At 67.9% G+C, this 19,380-nt stretch carries 19 protein-coding genes and 1 tRNA gene; 9 read left to right on the top strand and 11 right to left on the bottom strand.

What is annotated here, in order from left to right:
* Position 1: 1 nt before the first annotated feature.
* Together JHW48_RS02925 and JHW48_RS02920 are read right to left on the bottom strand one after the other, a co-directional pair.
* Entirely contained in the window at positions 2-616 is a 615-nt protein-coding gene (locus JHW48_RS02925; RefSeq protein WP_240637977.1) for a DsbA family protein, read from the bottom strand.
* A 25-nt stretch (positions 617-641) separates the two neighbouring features.
* On the bottom strand, positions 642-1,208 hold the full coding sequence (locus tag JHW48_RS02920; RefSeq protein WP_419182402.1) for a DUF721 domain-containing protein: 567 nt from the start codon (positions 1,206-1,208) through the stop codon (positions 642-644).
* 64 nt (positions 1,209-1,272) lie between these two features.
* On the opposite strand from JHW48_RS02920, the gene JHW48_RS02915 reads away from it, so the two are divergent.
* The 3 genes from JHW48_RS02915 (at position 1,273) to JHW48_RS02905 (ending at position 4,005) form a co-directional block, all read left to right on the top strand.
* Positions 1,273-2,298, top strand: coding sequence for an A/G-specific adenine glycosylase (locus tag JHW48_RS02915; RefSeq protein WP_119887921.1), 1,026 nt, complete (start codon positions 1,273-1,275; stop codon positions 2,296-2,298).
* 9 nt (positions 2,299-2,307) lie between these two features.
* Positions 2,308-3,444, top strand: a complete 1,137-nt coding sequence (locus JHW48_RS02910) for an alkane 1-monooxygenase (RefSeq protein ID WP_272835736.1) — start codon at positions 2,308-2,310, stop codon at positions 3,442-3,444.
* 108 nt (positions 3,445-3,552) lie between these two features.
* A complete protein-coding gene (locus JHW48_RS02905) occupies positions 3,553-4,005 on the top strand; it encodes a BLUF domain-containing protein (protein ID WP_170152380.1) in 453 nt (150 codons plus the stop codon).
* A gap of 91 nt (positions 4,006-4,096) precedes the next feature.
* Here JHW48_RS02905 and JHW48_RS02900 read toward each other — a convergent pair whose 3' ends face one another.
* From JHW48_RS02900 to JHW48_RS02880, 5 genes are all read right to left on the bottom strand, one after another.
* Positions 4,097-5,227, bottom strand: a complete 1,131-nt coding sequence (locus JHW48_RS02900) for a site-specific DNA-methyltransferase (protein WP_119887727.1) — start codon at positions 5,225-5,227, stop codon at positions 4,097-4,099.
* 90 nt (positions 5,228-5,317) lie between these two features.
* Entirely contained in the window at positions 5,318-5,980 is a 663-nt protein-coding gene (locus JHW48_RS02895; RefSeq protein WP_272835735.1) for a ribonuclease HII, read from the bottom strand.
* Positions 5,947-6,426 carry an ureidoglycolate lyase gene (locus JHW48_RS02890; RefSeq protein ID WP_119887725.1) on the bottom strand — a complete coding sequence of 160 codons (480 nt, stop codon included), beginning with the start codon at positions 6,424-6,426 and terminating at the stop codon, positions 5,947-5,949. The genes JHW48_RS02895 and JHW48_RS02890 overlap by 34 nt, the downstream gene beginning before the upstream one ends.
* A gap of 9 nt (positions 6,427-6,435) precedes the next feature.
* Positions 6,436-8,145, bottom strand: a complete 1,710-nt coding sequence (locus JHW48_RS02885) for a glycosyl transferase family 90 (RefSeq protein WP_119887724.1) — start codon at positions 8,143-8,145, stop codon at positions 6,436-6,438.
* 3 nt (positions 8,146-8,148) lie between these two features.
* Positions 8,149-9,345 carry an MFS transporter gene (locus tag JHW48_RS02880; RefSeq protein WP_272835844.1) on the bottom strand — a complete coding sequence of 399 codons (1,197 nt, stop codon included), beginning with the start codon at positions 9,343-9,345 and terminating at the stop codon, positions 8,149-8,151.
* 216 nt (positions 9,346-9,561) lie between these two features.
* On the opposite strand from JHW48_RS02880, the gene JHW48_RS02875 reads away from it, so the two are divergent.
* Positions 9,562-10,287 (top strand): GntR family transcriptional regulator, encoded by a 726-nt coding sequence (locus JHW48_RS02875; protein ID WP_119886744.1) that lies wholly within the window; start codon positions 9,562-9,564, stop codon positions 10,285-10,287.
* A 34-nt stretch (positions 10,288-10,321) separates the two neighbouring features.
* On the opposite strand, the gene JHW48_RS02870 is transcribed toward JHW48_RS02875, so the two are convergent.
* Positions 10,322-12,346 (bottom strand): catalase, encoded by a 2,025-nt coding sequence (locus JHW48_RS02870; RefSeq protein WP_119886745.1) that lies wholly within the window; start codon positions 12,344-12,346, stop codon positions 10,322-10,324.
* 373 nt (positions 12,347-12,719) lie between these two features.
* On the opposite strand from JHW48_RS02870, the gene JHW48_RS02865 reads away from it, so the two are divergent.
* Positions 12,720-12,791 (top strand) — tRNA-Leu (locus JHW48_RS02865).
* Between the two features lie 11 nt (positions 12,792-12,802).
* Here JHW48_RS02865 and JHW48_RS02860 read toward each other — a convergent pair.
* Entirely contained in the window at positions 12,803-13,354 is a 552-nt protein-coding gene (locus tag JHW48_RS02860) for a LabA-like NYN domain-containing protein (RefSeq protein WP_119886746.1), read from the bottom strand.
* 138 nt (positions 13,355-13,492) lie between these two features.
* Between JHW48_RS02860 and folK the strand changes: the two genes are divergently transcribed.
* The 4 genes from folK (at position 13,493) to JHW48_RS02840 (ending at position 17,337) form a co-directional block, all read left to right on the top strand.
* Positions 13,493-14,062 (top strand): 2-amino-4-hydroxy-6-hydroxymethyldihydropteridine diphosphokinase, encoded by a 570-nt coding sequence (gene folK / locus JHW48_RS02855; RefSeq protein ID WP_272835734.1) that lies wholly within the window; start codon positions 13,493-13,495, stop codon positions 14,060-14,062.
* 71 nt (positions 14,063-14,133) lie between these two features.
* Positions 14,134-14,490: a DNA-directed RNA polymerase subunit omega gene (gene rpoZ / locus JHW48_RS02850; protein ID WP_111299747.1), complete on the top strand. Its 357-nt coding sequence runs from the start codon at positions 14,134-14,136 to the stop codon at positions 14,488-14,490.
* A gap of 45 nt (positions 14,491-14,535) precedes the next feature.
* Entirely contained in the window at positions 14,536-16,650 is a 2,115-nt protein-coding gene (locus JHW48_RS02845; RefSeq protein WP_119886748.1) for a RelA/SpoT family protein, read from the top strand.
* 33 nt (positions 16,651-16,683) lie between these two features.
* Positions 16,684-17,337, top strand: a complete 654-nt coding sequence (locus JHW48_RS02840; protein WP_119886749.1) for a DUF2062 domain-containing protein — start codon at positions 16,684-16,686, stop codon at positions 17,335-17,337.
* Here JHW48_RS02840 and JHW48_RS02835 read toward each other — a convergent pair.
* Together JHW48_RS02835 and rodA are read right to left on the bottom strand one after the other, a co-directional pair.
* Entirely contained in the window at positions 17,334-18,242 is a 909-nt protein-coding gene (locus JHW48_RS02835; protein ID WP_119886750.1) for a 2-hydroxyacid dehydrogenase, read from the bottom strand. The genes JHW48_RS02840 and JHW48_RS02835 overlap by 4 nt on opposite strands.
* Positions 18,239-19,378 carry a rod shape-determining protein RodA gene (gene rodA / locus JHW48_RS02830; protein ID WP_119886751.1) on the bottom strand — a complete coding sequence of 380 codons (1,140 nt, stop codon included), beginning with the start codon at positions 19,376-19,378 and terminating at the stop codon, positions 18,239-18,241. Before rodA ends, JHW48_RS02835 begins: the two co-directional genes overlap by 4 nt.
* Positions 19,379-19,380: the final 2 nt, after the last annotated feature.

Genomic DNA, 19,380 nt, shown 5'->3' with positions numbered 1-19,380 from the left:
ATCAGTCGGCCTGGGCCTCGGCCAGCTTGGTGTCGATGATGGCGCGCATGCTGTCCCAGGACTGGTTCGGCACCTTCTCGTCGCCGATGATGAAGGTCGGCGTGGCCTCGACCCCGTCGGCGGTGGCGTTCTGCTGGAAGGTGGCGATCAGCTGTTCGACCTTGGCGGTGTCGTTCCAGCAGGCATTCATCTGATCCTCGGTCATGCCGGCCTTCAGGCCGATGCGGCGCAGGTTCGACGCGATCTCGTCGCCCGACCCGCCGGCCAGCCAGCTCTGCTGTTCGTCGAACAGCATCCCCGAGACGGGATAGTATTTCTCGTCCCCGCCGCAGCGCGCCAGGATCCCGGCCCAAAGGCCCGGCTGGTCGAAATAGACGTCGCGCTGCACGAAGCGCACCATGCCCGTGTCGATGTAATCGGCCTTCAGCTGGGGAAAGACGTCGCGGTGGAAATTCGCGCAATGCCCGCAGGTATAGCTGGCATATTCGATCATCGTCAGCGGCGCGTCTTCGGCGCCCAGGGCGATGTCGGGCAGGATCTCGGGGGTGGCGTCCTGCGCGATGGCCGGCACGGCCAGGGTCATCGCGATCGCGGTCGCGGCAGAGCGGAGAAACATCTGATGTCCTTTCAGGTCGATCATGTCAGGTCTTGCGGGCGGCGACGTTCAGCGCCAGCCGGGCCATGGCCTGGGCCAGGCCGGGGTCGTCGAATTGGCGGGCGATGCCCTCGGCCCGGGCCTTTGGGCCGGGATCCTGGCGCGCTGCGGCGGGGACGAGAAATACTATCCCGTCTCGGGGATGCTGTTCGACGAACAGCAGAGCTGTCTGGCCGGCGGGTCGGGCGACGAGATCGCGTCGAACCTGCACCGCGTTATAGCCATAGCAGGCATTCACCCGGTCGCGCAGCTGCGGCAGCTGCATCTCGACCATGGGGGCCATCGGGCCGGTGGTCAGCAGGGTCAGCGTCGCGCCGAAGCCGCCGCGCGCATGGCTGATGCGCACCGGGCGGGTCACGGCCGACAGCTGCGGGCCCGCGATCTCGGGCCAATGGGTCAGCAGGCGCGCGACGGCGAATCCCCGCCCCTCGGCTGCCTTCTGGACCCGGTCGGCCAGCAGGCTGGCGGCGGGCTGAAAGCCGCGGCTGCGGCGACGGGACCGTGTCTTGGGGCTATCGGACGGGTGGGCCATGGGCGACTTTGCTGCTAACACGCCCCTATCCTTAGCCAGCCATCCCCCGGGATGAAAGCGCGCCCTTCTGCAAAGGCCCACATAATTGCGTGAAAGCAAGGTGATCGCCGCCGACCTTCTGGCCTGGTATGACGCCCATGCCCGCGACCTGCCATGGCGGGTCCCGCCGGGGGGGCCGCCCGCCGATCCCTATCGCGTCTGGCTGTCCGAGGTGATGCTGCAGCAGACCACGGTCGCCGCCGTGCGCGGCTATTTCGACCGCTTCACCACGCGCTGGCCCGACATCGCGTCCCTGGCCGCGGCCGAGGATGCGGATGTCATGGCCGAATGGGCGGGGCTCGGCTATTACGCGCGGGCGCGCAACCTGCTGGCCTGTGCGCGGGCGGTGACGGCGGCGGGGGGGTTTCCGCGCGACAGGGCGGGGTTGCAGGCCCTGCCGGGCATCGGGGCCTATACCTCGGCCGCCATCGCGGCCATCGCCTTCGACCGCCCCGAGACGGTCGTGGACGGCAATGTCGAACGCGTCGTCGCCCGGCTCTTTGCGGTCCAGACGCCACTGCCCCGCGCCAAGGCCGAACTGACCGCCCTGGCCGCGACCCTGACCCCGGCCGCGCGGCCCGGCGATTACGCGCAGGCGACGATGGATCTGGGCGCGACGATCTGCACCCCGCGCAGCCCCGCCTGCGCGATCTGCCCGCTGATCCACCGCTGCGACGCGCGCGCCCAAGGCATCGCCCCCGATCTGCCGCGCAAATCGCCGAAGCCGCCGAAGCCCCTGCGCCACGGCACCGTCTGGCTGGCCCGCCAAGGCGACGCCCTGGTGATGGAGCATCGCCCGCCCAAGGGGCTGCTGGGCGGGGTGTTGGCCTTTCCCTCGGCCGAATGGGACGGGCGCGACCTGCCCCCGCCCGGCCCCGCGGATTGGCGCGACCTGGGCGTGGTGCGCCATGTCTTCACCCATTTCACGCTGGACCTGACCGTGCGGACCGGCCACCTGACCGGGAATCCGCAGCGCGGCCACCTGGTCCCGCTGCGACAGATCGACCGCGCCGCCCTGCCCGGGCTGATGCGCAAGGTCTGGGATATGGCGCGGCCCCTGATTGCGGATTAGCATCGAACCATGAGCGAGTCGGCCCCTTCCCCCCTGCCCGCTGCGGCGCCCTTCTGGCTGTCCGTCGCGCTGGTGCCGCTGATCGCCCTGGCCGCTTGGGGCGGCGGGGCGTGGTGGCTGCTGGTGCCGGTCTATGCCTGGTATCTGACCACCGCGCTGGACGGGGTGCTGGGGCTGAACGGCGACAATCCCGACCCCGACACCGCGACCGAGGCGCTGTTCTGGCACCGGGCCGTGACGCTGATCTGGTTTCCGCTGCAATGCGCCGCGCTGTTGGGCTGCCTGTGGGTGGTGGCGCAGGGGCGGCTGTCGGGCTGGGAATCGCTCGGGCTGTTCTTTGCCCTGGGGGTGATGTCGGGCAGCGTGGGCATCGTCTATGCCCATGAACTGCTGCATCAGAAGTCCCCGCTGGAACGCTGGCTGGGCGATCTGCTGCTGGCCTCGGTCCTTTATTCCCATTTCCGCACCGAACATCTGCTGGTGCATCATTCCTGGGTCTCGACTCCGCGGGACGTGGTCTCGGCCCGCTATAACGAGGGGTTCTACCGCTTCTTCTGGCGGGTGCTGACCGAGGGGCCGCGCAGCGCCTGGAGAGCCGAAACGCGGTTTCTGGCCCGCGCGGGCCGCAGCCCCTGGGACCGGCGCAACCCCTTCTGGCGATACGCGATGCTGCAGGCGGCGATGCTGGGGCTGGCCTTCGCGGTGGCGGGCTGGGTCGGGCTGGGGCTGTTCGTCTTCCAGGCCTTCATCGCCGTCTGGCAGCTGGAGCTGACGAACTATATCGAGCATTACGGCCTGTCGCGCAAACATCTGGGCGATGGCCGCTACGAGCCCGTGCGCCCGCGCCACAGCTGGAATGCCAGCCATACCGCGACGAACTGGCTGCTGATCAACCTGCAGCGCCATTCCGACCACCATACCCGCCCCGACCGGCGCTTTCCCCTGCTGCAGACCTATGCCGAGGACGAGGCCCCGCAGCTGCCCCTGGGCTATCCGGCGATGACCATGCTGGCGATGATCCCGCCCTTGTGGCGGCGCCGCATGAACCCGCGGGTGCGCGCCTGGCGCAAGCGCTTCTACCCCGAGATCACCGACTGGACCCCCTATGCCACGGGCACCCTGCCCCTGCCGCGTAATGCGCTGTAACCCCCGGACCGATGGTGGACGCGACATTAAGCATGAGCAAATAAGCCCACCCGGATCGGTTGAATTTCCTGCATGCCGTGCAAGAATAAGGGGAAAGAAGAGGCCCCCATGAGACACGCGCAGATATCCCTGTCCCCCGGCACCGGCCCGGTGCCCGCCATCGACCCCGAACCCCAGCTGGGCTATGTGCTGTATCGCAGCGTCGCCAGCCCCGGTCTGGAGGATGACGACATCGACCGCCTGCTGCGCCGCGCCCAGCATCGCAACCGCAGCCTGGGCCTGACCGGCTGCCTGCATCACGAAAACGGTCTGTTCTTCCAATGGCTGGAGGGGCCGCGCGCCCCTCTGTTCCGCCTGCTGGAGGAGCTGCGCGACGATTTCCGCCATGTGGGCTTCACCGTCCTGGACCAAGGCACGCTGGAGGCGCGGGTCTTCGACGATTGGGACATGCAGTTCTCGGACCGTCAGGGCGCGTCCCTGAACGACTGGCTGGCCCGCGACATGGACCCCATGGAGGAGGCGCAGGCCGTCGGTCGCTTCCTGGCCTCGCTGCGCGACTGATCCTAAAAAGAAACCCCGCCATGCAGCATGGCGGGGTCAGGTGGTTCCGGCCCGCCGGCAGGCGGGGAGGAACTGGCGAAAGAATGGCGGATCAGTTCGGGCGGGGGGCGTCGCCCTCCATCTCGGCGCGGATCTGCTGGCGCAGGATGTCCAGCGGGATCAGCTTGCCCTCGCGCCGGAAATGCCAATAGGTCCAGCCATTGCAGGACGGCGCGCCCTCCAGCGCGGCGCCGACCTGGTGGATGCTGCCCTTGATGTCATTGCCGATCAGGCTGCCATCGGCGCGGACCTTGGCCTTGTGGCGGCTGCCGATGGAAAACAGTTCCTCGCCCGGGCGCAGCATGCCGCGTTCGACCACCTGGCCGAAGGGGATGCGCGGTTCGGCCCGCTTGGCGCGGGTCGTGGCGATGGCGTCCTGGTCCAGCCGCCGGATGCGCGCCAGGCGACGGGCGGCGACCTCGCGATAGGCCTCCTCGCGTTCGATGCCGACATAGTCGCGGCCCAGCATCTTGGCGACGGCGCCGGTCGTGCCGGTGCCGAAGAACGGGTCCAGCACCACGTCGCCGGGATTGGTCGTGCCGATGATGACCCGGTGCAGCAGCGATTCGGGTTTCTGCGTCGGATGGGCCTTGTCGCCCGCCGCATCCTTCAACCGCTCGCCCCCGGTGCAGATCGGCAGGACCCAATCGCTGCGCATCTGGATCCCCTCGTTCAGGGATTTCAGCGCCTCGTAGTTGAAGGTGTATTTCGACGATTCCGATTTCGCGGCCCAGATCAGCGTCTCATGCGCGTTGGTCAGGCGCTTGCCGCGGAAATTCGGCATCGGGTTGGTCTTGCGCCAGATCACGTCGTTCATGATCCAGAAGCCCTGGTTCTGGATCTCGGCGCCGACGCGAAAGATGTTGTGATAGCTGCCGATCACCCAGATCGCGCCGTTGGGCTTCAGCAGGCGCCGCGCGGCGGCCAGCCAGTCGCGGGTGAAGGCGTCATAGCTGGCAAAGCTGGAGAACCGGTCCCAGTGATCGTCCACCGCGTCCACGCGGCTGTTGTCGGGGCGATGCAGGTCGCCCTTCAGCTGCAAATTATAGGGCGGATCGGCGAAGACCAGGTCCACGCTGCCCGCCGGAAGGCCGTTCATGATCTCGATGCAATCGCCGCCGAGGATCTGATTCAGCGGCAACGGCCGCGCGGAATCCGCGCGCTGATCCTTGGTTTTCGTCATGCTCTGCCTTCGGGAAATGCCGGCTTGGGCCGGTCTGATATGCCCCTAAAGATGAGTCACAGATGATTCGGCGTCAATTTCTTTTTTAAATCAGTCACTTACAAACCCCTCTTTACACAAGATGTTGTGGATGGGGGCGAATGACCGCCTATGATGTGGGGTGACCCCCAGATCTAGCAGGGCCTGCTTATGGGCCTTGCTGGGGTATCCGGCATTGCGGTCCCAGCCATATCCGGGATGCTGTTGCGCCAAATCCACCATGATCTGGTCGCGCGCCTGCTTGGCCAGGATCGAGGCGGCGGCGATCGACAGGCTGCGCGCATCGCCCTTGACGATGGCCCGGCCCGGGCAGGCCAGGTCGCGCGGCAGCAGGTTGCCGTCGATCAGCGCGATGCAGGGCGGCTGCGACAACCCCTCCAGCGCGCGGCACATGGCCAGGTGGCTGGCGCGCAGGATGTTCAGCGCGTCGATCTCGGCGACCGAGGCATGGGCCACGGACCAGTCGCAATGCGCGGTGATCCATTCGGCCAAGGCGGCGCGCCTGCGCGGGCTCAGCGCCTTGCTGTCGTTCAGCGCGGCGGGGGCCTCGATGCCTTGGGGCAGGATCACGGCGGCGGCGGTCACCGGACCGGCCAAGGGGCCGCGCCCGGCCTCGTCCACGCCGGCCACATGGCGCGCGCCCTCGGCGCGGGCGGCGGTCTCGAAGCTCAGATCCGGCATCAGGCGGTGATCCGCACGGGGTCGATGCGGCATTCCTCCAGGTTGGTGCCCGCGCCCTCGCGGTCGACCACCCAGAAATCGGCGGGCCGGTCCAAGGGGGTCAGCACCCCGTGCCAGACGCCCGCATGCAGGTTCACCCCCGTCCCCCCCGGAACCAGAAAGGCCAGGGGCGCGCCCGGCCGCCCGCCCGCATCCGGCGCCACGACCGACAGCCAGGGATCATGGCCCAAGGGCATGAAGGCCTGGCTGCCCAAGGGGTGCCGTTCCAGCAGGTCGCAGTCATAGGGCAGGCTGACCGCCAGGCTGCGAAAGACCGAGATGATCGCATCCCCCCCGCCGGTCTGGACCGTGGCCAGGGCATGATGGCGTTCGCATCGCCCGGCATTGATCATGCGGTCGGGCGCGGGGCGCGGGGTCAGGACCTCGCCGAAGGGGGCGAAGGCGGCGGCGGACAAAGGCTGGATGCGGATCGTGGTCATGGCCCGGTTCTAGCGCGCCGCGGCCAGCCCGTCGAGGATCAGCCGCATCAGCGCGCGCCGCGCCTCAGGGTCGCGCAGATGGGCGGCCTCGGCCCGCGCCCTGGCCGAGATCGCGCGGCATTCCCCGGGATTGGCGCGCGCCCAGTCCAGCTTTTCGCGCAGGTCGGTGCAGTGACGGGCCAGCGGGATGTAATGCCGCCACGGCTGGAACCGCCCGGAATAAAAGACCTGCCAGCCATCCTCCTCGGCCAGCAGGACGCCGTTCGTGTCCAGCCCGGAGATGAAGTTCGACCCGTGGTCATAGCCCGTCATGCAGAGCTGATAGCGAAAGCGCCGGAAATCGCGCGGCCCCATGCGCGGCCGGCAATAGGGCGCGATCAGCGGGTCGCGGGCGAAATCGCGAAAGGCCCAGGCCATGACGATGCCCATGTCGATATCGCCCTGCCCCGCATGGCGGCGGATCACGTCCATCCGGTTCGTCCGGCACAGGCCCTGCCACGCGGCCTCGCGTTCGGCGGGGCTGGCGGCCTCGGCCAGGCGGCTCAGCCAGACATGGCTGGCGGGGCCGGGGCGGATGCCGGGGCGCATCTCGCTGCCCGAGATCATGCCGCGCCAGATCAGCCGGTCCTCCTTCTCCTCCCACGGGATGTCGTCGGGGGGGGATGCGGGATCGAAGCCGGGCAGGCCCACCGCATGCTGGTCGGGCAAGGGCCACAGGACCGCATTCACGGCCCCCGCGCGGCGGTTGTGGCACAGGACCGGGCGGTCCAGGGCCGCGCCCTCGGGGCTGCCGAACCAGCGGCTGTCCTCCATGTCGATCCAGACCGGATCGCGGCGGTCCAGCGACAGGATGTCATTGATGACGCCCTCGGCCCGGATCAGCTTGAAATGCCGCCCCTCGCGCGCCAAGGCCAGGGGGCGGGATCCGGGCGGGGTCAGGACCGCGATCTGGCGCGGCTGGCCCTTGGGATCGGTCACCGCGCCCCGCGCCGCCAGCCGCCCGTCCCAGTGGCAGGCAAAGCCCGACAGACCTTCGGTGCCCCCCGGCGCGGCGGGGTCCAGCCCCCGCAGGCAGAACCGCGCCACATCCTCGGCCCAATCGGCGGGGGCCGCGGGGGCGTCGGTCGCCCGGTCCATCAGCGCCGCCAGCCCCGCGGCGGGGTCCGGCGCGGGCCAGCGGGCATCGGGACAGTGGTGCAGGCCGAAATCCGCACCCAAGGCCGCGACCAGATCGGCGGGGCGCGTCCGCTCCGTATCCATCCGGATCAGCCGGGGATCGCCGCCCAGCAGATCCTCGACCCGGGCGATGTGGTCGCGCAGCGCGTCGCGCCAGATCCGGGGCAGGTCCTGCGGCGGCACGCCCTGATGGGCATGGCACGCCAGCGCCGGGGTGGAGAGGCGCCACAGCGCCCAGGCCTCCTCGGGCGGGCAGGTCAGCAGGAAACGCGCATCGGGCAGGTGCCGGGCCAGATGGGCGACATGGCGGAACGACTCCAACGGGGGGCGCCAATGGGGGCTGTGCCGGAACAGCCCCGCCACCAGCCGCGCGTCGGGGCGAAAGACCAGCGGCGCGCGCCCCAGCCCCGCGGCATAGGTCACATCCCCCGCCAGCCGCCCCCGGTCGTGACAATCCACCGCCAGGCCATTGGCGCGAAACAGCCGCTCCAGCGCCTGATCGACCGGGCTGTCGGGTCCGATATGGATCAGCACCGGCGCCACGGATCAGCCCATGACCCGGCGGGGCAGCAGCACCGTCAGCAGCCCCAGCACCGGCAGCACCGAACAGATCAGAAAGACCGTCCTGATCCCGTGGGCATCGGCCAGAACGCCGAGCGCGGCCGCCGCGATCCCCCCCATCCCGAACGAGAACCCGAAGAACAGCCCCGCGATCATCCCGGTGCGGCCCGGCACCAGCTCCTGCGCGAAGACGACGATGGCGGGAAAGGCGGATGCCAGGACCAGCCCGATCAGCACCGCCAGGACCGCCGTCGTCTCCAGCCCGACATGCGGCAGGGCCAGGGTCAGCGGCAGCACCCCCAGGATCGACACCCAGATCACCCGCAGCGGGCCCACCCGGTCGCCCAGAACGCCCCCCAGCATCACCCCCGCCGCGGCCCCGAACAGAAACAGGAACAGCATGATCTGCGCCCCTTGGGTCGTCAGGCCGAAGCGGTCGATCGTGTAGAAGGTGAAATAGCTGTTGATGCTGGCCGTGTAGATGTTCTTGGTGAAGACCAGCAGGGCCAGCACCACGATGGCCCGGATCACCACCGGCCGGGGCAGGCGCAGGCTGCGGTCGGGGGCTGTGGCGGCGGCGCGGCGGCGCGTCTCGGCCCAGGTCCCGACCTGCCACAGGATCGCCGCCCCCAAGGCCGCGGCCACCGCGAACCACGCGACCGCGGGCCGCCCCATCGGCACGACGATGAAGGCCGCCAGCAGCGGCCCCAGGGCCTGACCCCCGTTGCCGCCCAGCTGGAACAGCGACTGCGCCGTGCCGAACCGCCCGCCCGAGGCGATCCGCGCCACGCGCGAGCTTTCGGGATGGAACACCGCCGATCCCAGCCCGATCAGCATCGCCCCCGCCAGCAGCCAGCCATAGCTTTCCGCCAGCCCCAGCAGCATCACCCCGCAGAGCGTCGAGATCATCCCGAAGGGCAGCGACCGGGGCTGGGGGTGGCGGTCCGTGGCCATGCCGATCATCGGCTGCAACAGCGATGCCGTGACCTGGAAGGCCAGGGTCAGCACCCCGATCTGGGCATAGCTCAGCGCGAATTCCGCCTGCAGCAGCGGATAGATCGCCGCCAGCATCGACTGCATCACGTCATTGACCATGTGGCACAGGCTGATCGCCGTCAGCACCCCCCACGAGGTCAGCTGGACCGAAGGCCCCCGCCCGCCCTGCACCGACATCGACCGCATCATCCCTGCCCTCCCGCCTTGCATCATCTGCATTTATCAGGAAAGATCGAGAAGGAAAGTCACCGCGATTCCCCGATCGCCGCCTTTTGGGCGGCGTTTTTCGGCGTTTGGCGATTTCGACAGCTTTCTTTTTTGGCCATATCATTTATCAAGTCCCCGAGGGGAATTGTTGAAGGGTGGGCCGTGGTGTCAGAAGAAATCGTGATTCCAGCCGGCATGATGAAGCCCGCGGGCCCCGGCCCGGCCCATCGACGCCTGAACACATGGCAGTCGGTGCGGGCGGATGTGCTGGGGCGGATCCGGTCGGGCGAATGGCCTCCGGGTGCGCTGATCCCGACGGAACAGGCCCTGTCGGTGCAGATGGGCTGTGCCCGCGCGACGGTGAACCGGGCGCTGCGCGAACTGGCCGACAGCGGCATCATCCAGCGCCGCCGCAAGGTGGGCACGCGGGTCAGCGCCACGCCATCGCGCCGCGCGACCCTGTCCCTGCCCGTCATCCGCGACGAGATCGAGACCCTGGGCGCCGCCTATGGCTATCAGATGACGGAATGCGTGACCTCCAAGCCCAGCCCGCAGGCGATGCGCGCGCTGCAGGTGGATGCCGATCATGACCTGATCCTGGTCAAGTCGCGATTCACCGCCGATGACCGCCCGCATTGCTGCGAGGCGATCTGGCTGAACCCCGCCGCGATGGAGATGCCCGATACCGCGGTCTTTTCCGCCGAGCCGCCGCAGGAATGGCTGGCCCGCGTGCTGCCCGTGTCGCAGACGCGCTTCACCATCCTGGCCGAGGCCGCCAGCGGGTCCTGCGCCTGCAATCTGGGGGTGGATCCGGGCACGCCGGTCATGGCGATCGAACGGGTCAACACGCTGGATGCGATGCCCGTCTCCTATGCCCGGCAATTCTATCCCCCCGGCCACCGGCTGGTGATGGAGGAATGAGAAAGGCCGGGGACTTGCCCCGGCCTTCCTGTTTCTACCACAGCGCCTCTTCACGCGCGTAATACCGCCGCGAGGCGGCCTTGACGAAGCCTGCGGGGTCCAGATCGACCACGCCCTCGTCCTTCTCGACGCCGGCGGCATCCAGCAGGGGCTGGGCGGCGCCGTCCGTGCCGATGGCCTTGGCATGGGCGAAGGCATCCGACACGAAATCGATGGCGGGCTTGTATTTCGCCATCTTGCGCCCATCCTCCTCGCCCAGGACCAGCGCCACCGCGTCATAGAGAACCGAGGGCGACCCGGCCAGCTGCGCCTCGGCGCGGCCGCGTTCCTTGGCGATCAGCTCGACCGTGGCACCTTCGGCCTCCAGCGCGGATTTCAACGCATCGGCCTTGGACTGGTCGCCCGACTGGCCGATCAGGATGCCGACCTTGCGGCCCTTCATCGTGTATTTGGCCGATTTCGCGATGGACAGCGCGTCCGAAGGCGCCATGTCGATGGGCTCGCGGAAGGGCTTGGCGGCCTCGGGCAGATCCTCGGCCAGGCCTTCGGCGACCATGGCGGCCAGATCCTCGTCGATCACCCGCAGATGGCCCAGGATGCGCTGGATCACGTGACCCAGGCCCACCTTGGACAGCTCGAAGGTGATCGCATCGGCGATGTGGCGCTGTTCCACATCGGTCTGGCTGCGATAGAACAGCCGCGCCTGGCTGTAATGGTCGGCGAATTTCTCGGACCGCACGCGCAGCTTCTGGTCGGGCTGGTTGCCCAGGTCGGTCATCGACTTGACCGTGGCGAAGCCCTGCTCGCTTTCGCGGGGGCCGGGATCCTCGCCCGCCTGATCCAGGCTGTTGGGTTCGTAATTGGCCCGACCCTTGGGCACGGCCATCTGCATCATCCCGTCACGCTGGAAGTTGTGCATCGGGCATTTCGGCGCGTTCACCGGGATCTGGTGGAAATTCGTCGTCCCCAGACGCGATTTCTGCGTATCCAGATAGCTGAACAGCCGCCCCTGCAGCAGCGGGTCGTCGGTGAAGTCGATCCCCGGCACCACATTGGTCGGCAGGAAGGCCACCTGCTCGGTCTCGGCAAAGAAGTTGTCGGGGTTGCGGTCCAGGACCAGCTTGCCGACGATGCGGACGGGGATGTCCTCCTCCGGGATCAGCTTGGTGGCGTCCAGCACGTCATAGGGCTGCTTTTCGGCCCATTCCGCGTCGAAGGTCTGGATGGCCAGGTCCCATTCGGGGAAATCGCCGGCCTCGATGGCCTCCCACAGGTCCTGGCGGTGATAGTCCTGGTTGGCGCCGGCGGTCTTGACCGCCTCGTTCCAGACCTGGGACTGCAGGCCCAGGCGCGGCTTCCAGTGGAACTTGACGAAGGTGGATTTCCCCTCGGCATTGACCAGGCGGAAGGTGTGGACGCCGAAGCCCTCGATCATGCGCAGGCTGCGGGGGATGCCGCGATCGGACATGGCCCACATGATCATGTGCATGGATTCGGGCATCAGCGACACGAAATCCCAGAAGGTGTCATGCGCGCTGGCGGCCTGGGGATAGCCCTTGTCGGACTCCATCTTGACCGAATGGATCAGGTCGGGAAACTTGATCGCGTCCTGGATGAAGAAGACCGGGATGTTATTGCCGACCAGGTCCCAGTTGCCCTCCTCGGTATAGAACTTGACGGCGAAGCCGCGCACGTCGCGGGGCGTGTCCACGCTGCCCGCGCCGCCCGCCACGGTCGAGAACCGCACGAAGACCGGCGTCTTGCCCGGATTGGCCAGCACGCCCGCGCGGGTCAGTTCGGGGATCGGATCGGTGCATTCGAAATAGCCATGCGCACCCGATCCGCGGGCATGCACGATCCGCTCCGGGATGCGCTCGTGGTCGAAATGAAAAATCTTTTCGCGGAGGACGAAATCCTCCAGCAGGGTCGGCCCGCGGCTGCCCGCGCGCAGGCTGTTCTGGTTGTCCGAGATGGGGACCCCGTGATTGGTGGTCAGGGCCTCGCCGCCGGTCTGATGCGTCTCGCCACCCTGGCCGCGGCTTTCGCTGATGCTGGACATGCTGTCCTCCTGTGCTGGAGCGTCGCCAGTGAACGGCCCGGACCGGCCGGGGTTCCTGATTCGCGGGGCTAAGTTTTGTTGATCGCTTGCCCCGGCGCGCGGCTCCTGCAATATGCGGAGGTGATGATGATTGCGGACGTGGCGGAATCGGTAGACGCACCAGACTTTGACAATTGGAGTGCCCGGGTCGGGAAACCCCCGGTGCAGAACCGCTCAAATTCGGGGAAAGCTGTGGGGGTCGCCCCCCGTGCCAATCCCGAGCCAAGCCCCGGCATCCGGGGAAGGTGTAGAGACTAGACGGGCGGCGCCTAACGCTTTCGGGCCATGGCGAAGGGATAGTCCAGACCACGAACGGGGCCCTGCGGCCCCGGCGGCGAAAGTCGAAGTGGTACGAAAATCTGTTTTCCGAATGGAAGTGCGGGTTCAAGTCCCGCCGTCCGCACCATCATCATGCCTTCATGTTTCGACCGGCTGCGGCTCGCGCGGGGGGCGGCCGATGATGTCGCGCAGCGCATCCAGCTCGATGAAGTTGTCCGCTTGGCGGCGCAGGTCGTCGGCGATCATCGGCGGCTGGCTGCGGATGGTGGACACGACCGAGACGCGCACGCCCTGGCGCTGCAGCGCCTCGACCAGGGGGCGGAAATCGCCGTCGCCGGAAAACAGCACCGCGTGATCCAGCCGGGGCGCCAGCTCCATCGCGTCGACGGTCAGCTCGATATCCATGTTGCCCTTGATCTTGCGACGGCCGGCGGCATCGGTGTATTCGCGCGCCGCCTTCGTCACGACGCAAAAGCCGTTGTAATGCAGCCAGTCGACCAGCGGCCGGATCGGGGAATAATCCTCGCCCTCCAGCAGGGCGGTGTAGTAATAGGCGCGGGTCAGCTTGCCGCGCCGGTCGAATTCCTGCCGCAGCAGCTTGTAGTCGATGTCGAAGCCCAGAGCCTTGGCCGCGGCATAAAGATTGGCCCCGTCGATGAACAGTGCCAGCCTGTCGTCTTTATAGAACATTATTGTTGCCTTTGATGGATCGTCGCTTCAAGGCACGGGCGGAGGCTCAGGGTGAGGGACCTGAACGGGTCCGTTCCGTGACAAGCAGATGTAAGTTAAGAGGAAACCTTGGTTAACCTGTCTTTTGGTATCGTTGCGTTGGGGGCCAACCTTCCCCGGTCGCAGCATGACCCGGTCCGGACCCTGCGCACAACGCTGAACATTCTGCACAGGACCGGCGGCATTGCAATCACCGCGGTCAGCCGGATCTGGCGGACCCCCGCCGTTCCGGCGGGTTCCGGCCCCGATTACGCCAATGCGGTCGCGCTGCTGCACAGCGAACTGGCAGCGCCCGCACTGATGGCGACGCTGCACGGGATCGAGGCCGATCATGGCCGCGACCGCAGCACCGGGCGCTGGTCGGCGCGGGTGCTGGACCTGGACCTGATCGCGCTGGACCGGCTGATCCTGCCCGATGCAGACCACCTGCGCGCCTGGATCGACCTGCCGCCCGCCGATCAGGCCCGCCGCACCCCCGACCGGCTGATCCTGCCCCATCCGCGCCTGCAGGACCGCGCCTTCGTGCTGGCCCCCCTGGCCGAGGTCGCGCCGGGCTGGACCCACCCGCTGACCGGGATCAGCGCGGCGCGGATGCTGGCCGCGCTCGGGCCGGATGCGATGCGCGGGATGCACCCCCTGGGGCCTTGCGATCTGGCCAGCCTGGCTTGACATTCGGGGGATTGTTGACCACTAGTCCGTTTTCGCCCCGAATGCCCGATTCGCAACAGCACAGGTGACCCATGGCCCGCGTAACGGTCGAAGACTGCGTCGACAAGGTTCCCAACCGCTTCGATCTGGTGATGCTCGCATCCCATCGCGCGCGCGAGATCACGGCCGGCAGCGCGCCGACGGTCGATCGCGACAATGACAAGAACCCGGTGGTCGCCCTGCGCGAGATCGCCGAGGAGACCCAGCCCGTCGACGACCTGCGCGAGCGGATGATCGAATCCACCCAGACCCAGATCGAGGTGGACGAGCCCGAGGAGGACGCCATGGCCCTGCTGCTGGGCGCCGAGGTGGACCGCCCCAAGCCCGCCGACGAGGAATCCGAGGAACGCATGCTGCGCATGATGCTGGAAGCCAACCAGCGCGGCTGATAACAGGGCAATCAGGGACGCATCGCAGGGGTCTTCGGCAGCATCATGATCGACGTCGAAGACCTGCTGGCCCTGGTCCGCAACTACAACCCCCGCAGCAACTGCGCCCTGATCCGCGACGCCTATGAATACGGGATGCGGATGCACGAAGGCCAGTTCCGCCATTCGGGGGAACCCTATTTCACCCATCCCATCGCCGTCGCCGCCATCCTGACCGAGATGCGGCTGGACGACGCGACCATCGTCACCGCGCTGCTGCACGACACGATCGAGGACACGCGATCGACCAAGGACGAGGTCTCGGCCATGTTCGGGGCCGAGATCGCGGATCTGGTCGACGGGGTCACCAAGCTGACCAATCTGGAATTGTCCAGCGCCCAGTCCAAGCAGGCCGAGAATTTCCGCAAGCTGTTCATGGCCATGTCCCGCGACATGCGGGTGATCCTGGTCAAGCTGGCCGACCGGCTGCACAACATGCGGACCATCCGCTCCATGCGCCCCGACAAGCAGGTCAAGAAGGCGCGCGAGACGATGGACATCTATGCCCCCCTGGCGGGCCGGATGGGCATGCAATGGATGCGCGAGGAGCTGGAGGACCTGGCCTTCAAGGTCATCAACCCCGAGGCCCGCAGCTCGATCATCCGCCGCTTCGTCAGCCTGCAGCGCGACAGCGGCGACATCATCGGCCAGATCACCGCCGACATCCGCGCCGAACTGGAACGCGAGGAGATCGACGCCGACGTCTTCGGCCGCGCCAAGAAGCCCTTCAGCGTCTGGCGCAAGATGCAGGAAAAGCAGCTGGCCTTCTCGCGCCTGTCCGACATCTACGGCTTTCGCATCATCACCCGGACCGAGATGGACTGCTATCGCACCTTGGGCGTGATCCATCACCGCTGGCGCGCGGTGCCGGGGCGGTTCAAGGATTACATCAGCCAGCCGAAATCCAACGGCTACCGGTCGATCCACACGACCGTGTCGGGCCGCGACGGCAAGCGGGTCGAGGTGCAGATCCGCACCCGCCAGATGCACGAGGTCGCCGAGGCCGGCGTCGCCGCGCATTGGGCCTATCGCGACGGGGTGCGCGCCCGCAATCCCTTCGCCGTCGATCCCGCCGAATGGGTGGCCAGCCTGAACGACCGCTTCGACACCGAGGACCACAACGAGTTCCTCGAACACGTCAAGCTGGAGATGTATCAGGACCAGGTCTTCTGCTTCACCCCCAAGGGCGACGTGATGCAGCTGCCGCGCGGGGCCTCGCCCGTGGATTTCGCCTATGCGATCCATACGCGCTTGGGCAATTCCTGCGTGGGCGCCAAGATCGACGGGATCCGCGTGCCGCTGTGGACGCGGCTGAAGAACGGCCAGTCGGTCGAGATCATCGCCGCATCCGGCCAGCGCCCGCAGGCGACATGGCTGGATATCGTGGTCACCGGCCGCGCCAAGGCCGCCATCCGGCGGTCCCTGCGCGAGGAGGATCGCGACCGCTTCATGCGCTTGGGCCGCGAACTGGTGCGCGTCAGCTTCGAACATGTCGGCCGCAAGGTCACCGACAAGGCGCTGCGCACCGCGGCGCGCCAGATGGGCCTGCCCTCGGCCGAGGATCTGCTGGCCCGGATCGGCAGCGCCGAGAATTCCGCCAAAGAGGTGCTGGGCGTCCTCTATCCCGAACTGGCCGACCACCAGGACGAGATCGACGGCAAGCGCCCCTTCGCGGGGCTGGAGGCGGATGCGAATTTCAAGCGCGCGCCCTGCTGCGCGCCGCTGCCGGGCGAACGGATCGTGGGCATCACCTATCGCGGCGCCGGCGTGGTCATCCATGCGATCGACTGCCCCGTTCTGGCCGAATTCGAGGATGCGCCCGACCGGTGGGTCGATCTGCAATGGCGCGAGGGGCGCCACCCGGCGGCCTATTCCACCGTGCTGAACCTGACCATCCGCCATGATGCGGGCGTGCTGGGGCGGATCTGCACCTTGATCGGAGCGCAGGGGGCGAATATCTCGAACCTGGAATTCATCGCGCGCAAACCCGATTTCTACCGCATCGAGGTCGAGGTCGAGCTGCGCGACCATGAACATCTGCACAACCTGCTGACCGCGCTGGAGGCGGAAAGCGATGTCGCGCAGGTCTCGCGCGTGCGGGACCCGGCCCTGAAACCCTGAAGGGGCACCCCCTTCGCCCGCATCGGTGACCCCGTGTTCAAACGCCGCAAACCGCGCAGCTATGGCCAGATCGCCAGCGACATGATCTATCCGCGCGGCGGATGGCGGCGGGCGGGGACCTATGTCGCCTATCGCCTGCGCCGCCTGCCGGACCAGCCGCACCGCATCGCGCGGGGCGTGGCGGCGGGGGTCTTCGTGTCCTTCACGCCGCTGTTCGGGCTGCATTTCCTGTCGGCGGCGGCGGTGGCCTGGATCATCCGCGGCAACATCCTGGCGGCGCTGCTGGCGACCTTCGTGGGCAATCCGGTGACGCTGCCCTTCATCGCGCTGATCTCGGTCGGGTTCGGGCGGTCGATCCTGGGCCTGGGCGGGGAACTGTCGCCGCATTTCATCTTTCGCGAATTCTCGCGCGCGACGGGCGAATTGTGGCACAACATCCAGTCGATCTTCGGCCCCGAGACCGCGCATTGGCACAGCCTGTCGGATTTCTTCGCCCAGATCTTCTGGCCCTACATGGTGGGGGGCGGCATCCTGGGCCTGGCCGTGTCGATCCTGACGCATTACCTGACGGTGCCGGTCTTCCGCGCCTATCGCCGGCGGCGCGACAAGAAGATGGCCGACCGCATCGCCCGCGCCAAGGAACTGGTGGCCCAGGCCCGGTCCGAGGACCCGCCCCGCGACCCCTAATATCCCCGCGCCCGGTCCACCAGATGCAGGATCGGGCGGCCATCCATCGCCCGGCGCAGGTTCTCGGCCACGACCGGGGCGGCGGTGGCGGGACGGGTCTCGGCCGCGACATGAGGGGTGACGGTGACGGCGGGATGGGCCCAGAACGGGTGGTCGGGGGCCAAGGGCTCGCGGTGAAACACGTCCAGCACCGCATGGCCCGGCCGCCCCTGCGCCAACCCCTCCAGCAGGGCGTCATCGTCGATCAGCGTGCCGCGCCCCGGATTGATCAGCCACGCCCCCCGCGGCATCAGCGCCAGCCGCCGCGCATCCAGCAGGCCCCGCGTCGCGTCGGTGTCGGGCAGCAGGCAGACCAGAATCCCCGCCTGCCCCAGCAGCCGGTCCAGATCGCCCACGGGATGGACCCGCAGCCCCGACACCGCCCGCCCCGACGCGCTGATCCCGCACAGATCGAAGCCCACCGCCCCCAGCATCGCCGCGACCGACCGGCCCAAGGCCCCCATCCCCAGGATGGTGACCCGCCGCTCGGGCGCCAAGGGCGGGACGGTGCCGTTGCGCCAGACGCCGTCCTGGGCATAGGCGTCCATGCCCAGATGCGCCCGCATCACCCATCCGGTGCAGTATTCCGCCATCCCCTGCGCCAGCCCCGGATCGACCATCCGCGCCAAGGGCTGGGTCAGGGTCGGGTTGCCGACGATACGCTCGACCCCGGCCCAGAGGCTCTGGACGATGCGGGCGCGGCGATAGGGGGTGAAATCCGTAATGTCGCCGCCCGGCGCATAGATGATCGCGTCGAACCCCGCCGGATCGCCGTCGCGGGCCAGGTCGGCCTCGGGCAGGGCCGCGCGCAGGGCGGGGGCCCAGTCCCGCCAGGCACCGTCAGGGGCCGAGAACCGGACCCTCATCGGGGCCTGTGGACATGGGCGGATTGCACGAGGCCAAAGCCCAGCATCAGGATCATCAGCGATGTCCCCCCATAGCTGACCAGCGGCAGGGGCGATCCCTTGGCGGGCAGCAGCCCCATCACCGTGGCCATGTTGATGGCGAAATACAGAAAGAACGTCCCCGAGATGCCCAAGGTGATCAGGCTTGCGAAACGGTCGCGATTGGTCAGCGCCGAATAGACGCAGAAGCCCAGGATCAGCAGATAGAGGACCAGCAGCGACGAGGCGCCGATGAAGCCGAACTCCTCGGACAGGACGGTGAAGATGAAGTCCGTATGCTTTTCGGGCAGGAAGTTCAGCCGCGACTGCGTGCCCTGCATGAAGCCCCGCCCCGACCAGCCGCCCGATCCCAGGGCGATCTGGCTCTGGATGATGTTGTAGCCCGCGCCCAGAGGGTCGGAGGTGGGGTCAAGGAAGGTGTCGATGCGGCGGTACTGGTAATCCTTCAGCAGCTGCCAGTCGGTGCCCCGGCTGGTCATGACCGCATAGACCAGCCCCCCCGCGGCCCCCAGCACGATCCCGAAATACCACAGCGACACCCCCGCCGCGAACATCACGATCCCGCCGCCCGCGATCAGCATGATGGACGTGCCCAGGTCCGGCTGGATCAGCACCAGCGCCGTCGGCGCCAGGATCAGCAGCACCGGCAGGATCACCCAGACCGGCCGCGACACCTTGTTCATGGGCAGCCAGTCGTAATAGGCCGCCAGCAGCAGGACCAGCGAGATCTTCATCAGCTCGGATGGCTGGATGCGGATCGGGCCGATATCGATCCAGCGCCGCGCGCCCATGCCGATCACCCCGAACATGTCCACCGCGACCAGCATCAGAAAGCAGACCACATAGGCCGCGACCGATATGCCGCGCCAGAACCACATCGGCACGAAGGCCAGCCCCAGCATCAGGACCATGCCCGCCGCAAAGCGGTACATCTGGGGCTCGGCCCAGGTCTCCATCCGGCCGCCCGCCACGGAATAGAGCATCAGGAACCCGATGCAGCAGACCGCCGTGATCAGCAGGACCAGCGGCCAGCTGATATAGAAGACCTTGCGCAGGCCGGTTGGCACCTGGGCGACCTGGTAATCCAGATAGGACATGG

This window comes from Paracoccus aestuarii, from assembly GCF_028553885.1.
Classification (GTDB): domain Bacteria; phylum Pseudomonadota; class Alphaproteobacteria; order Rhodobacterales; family Rhodobacteraceae; genus Paracoccus; species Paracoccus aestuarii.
The sequence above is the reverse complement of the archived record's forward strand: the minus strand, read 5'-3'. Positions and strand labels throughout refer to the sequence as shown.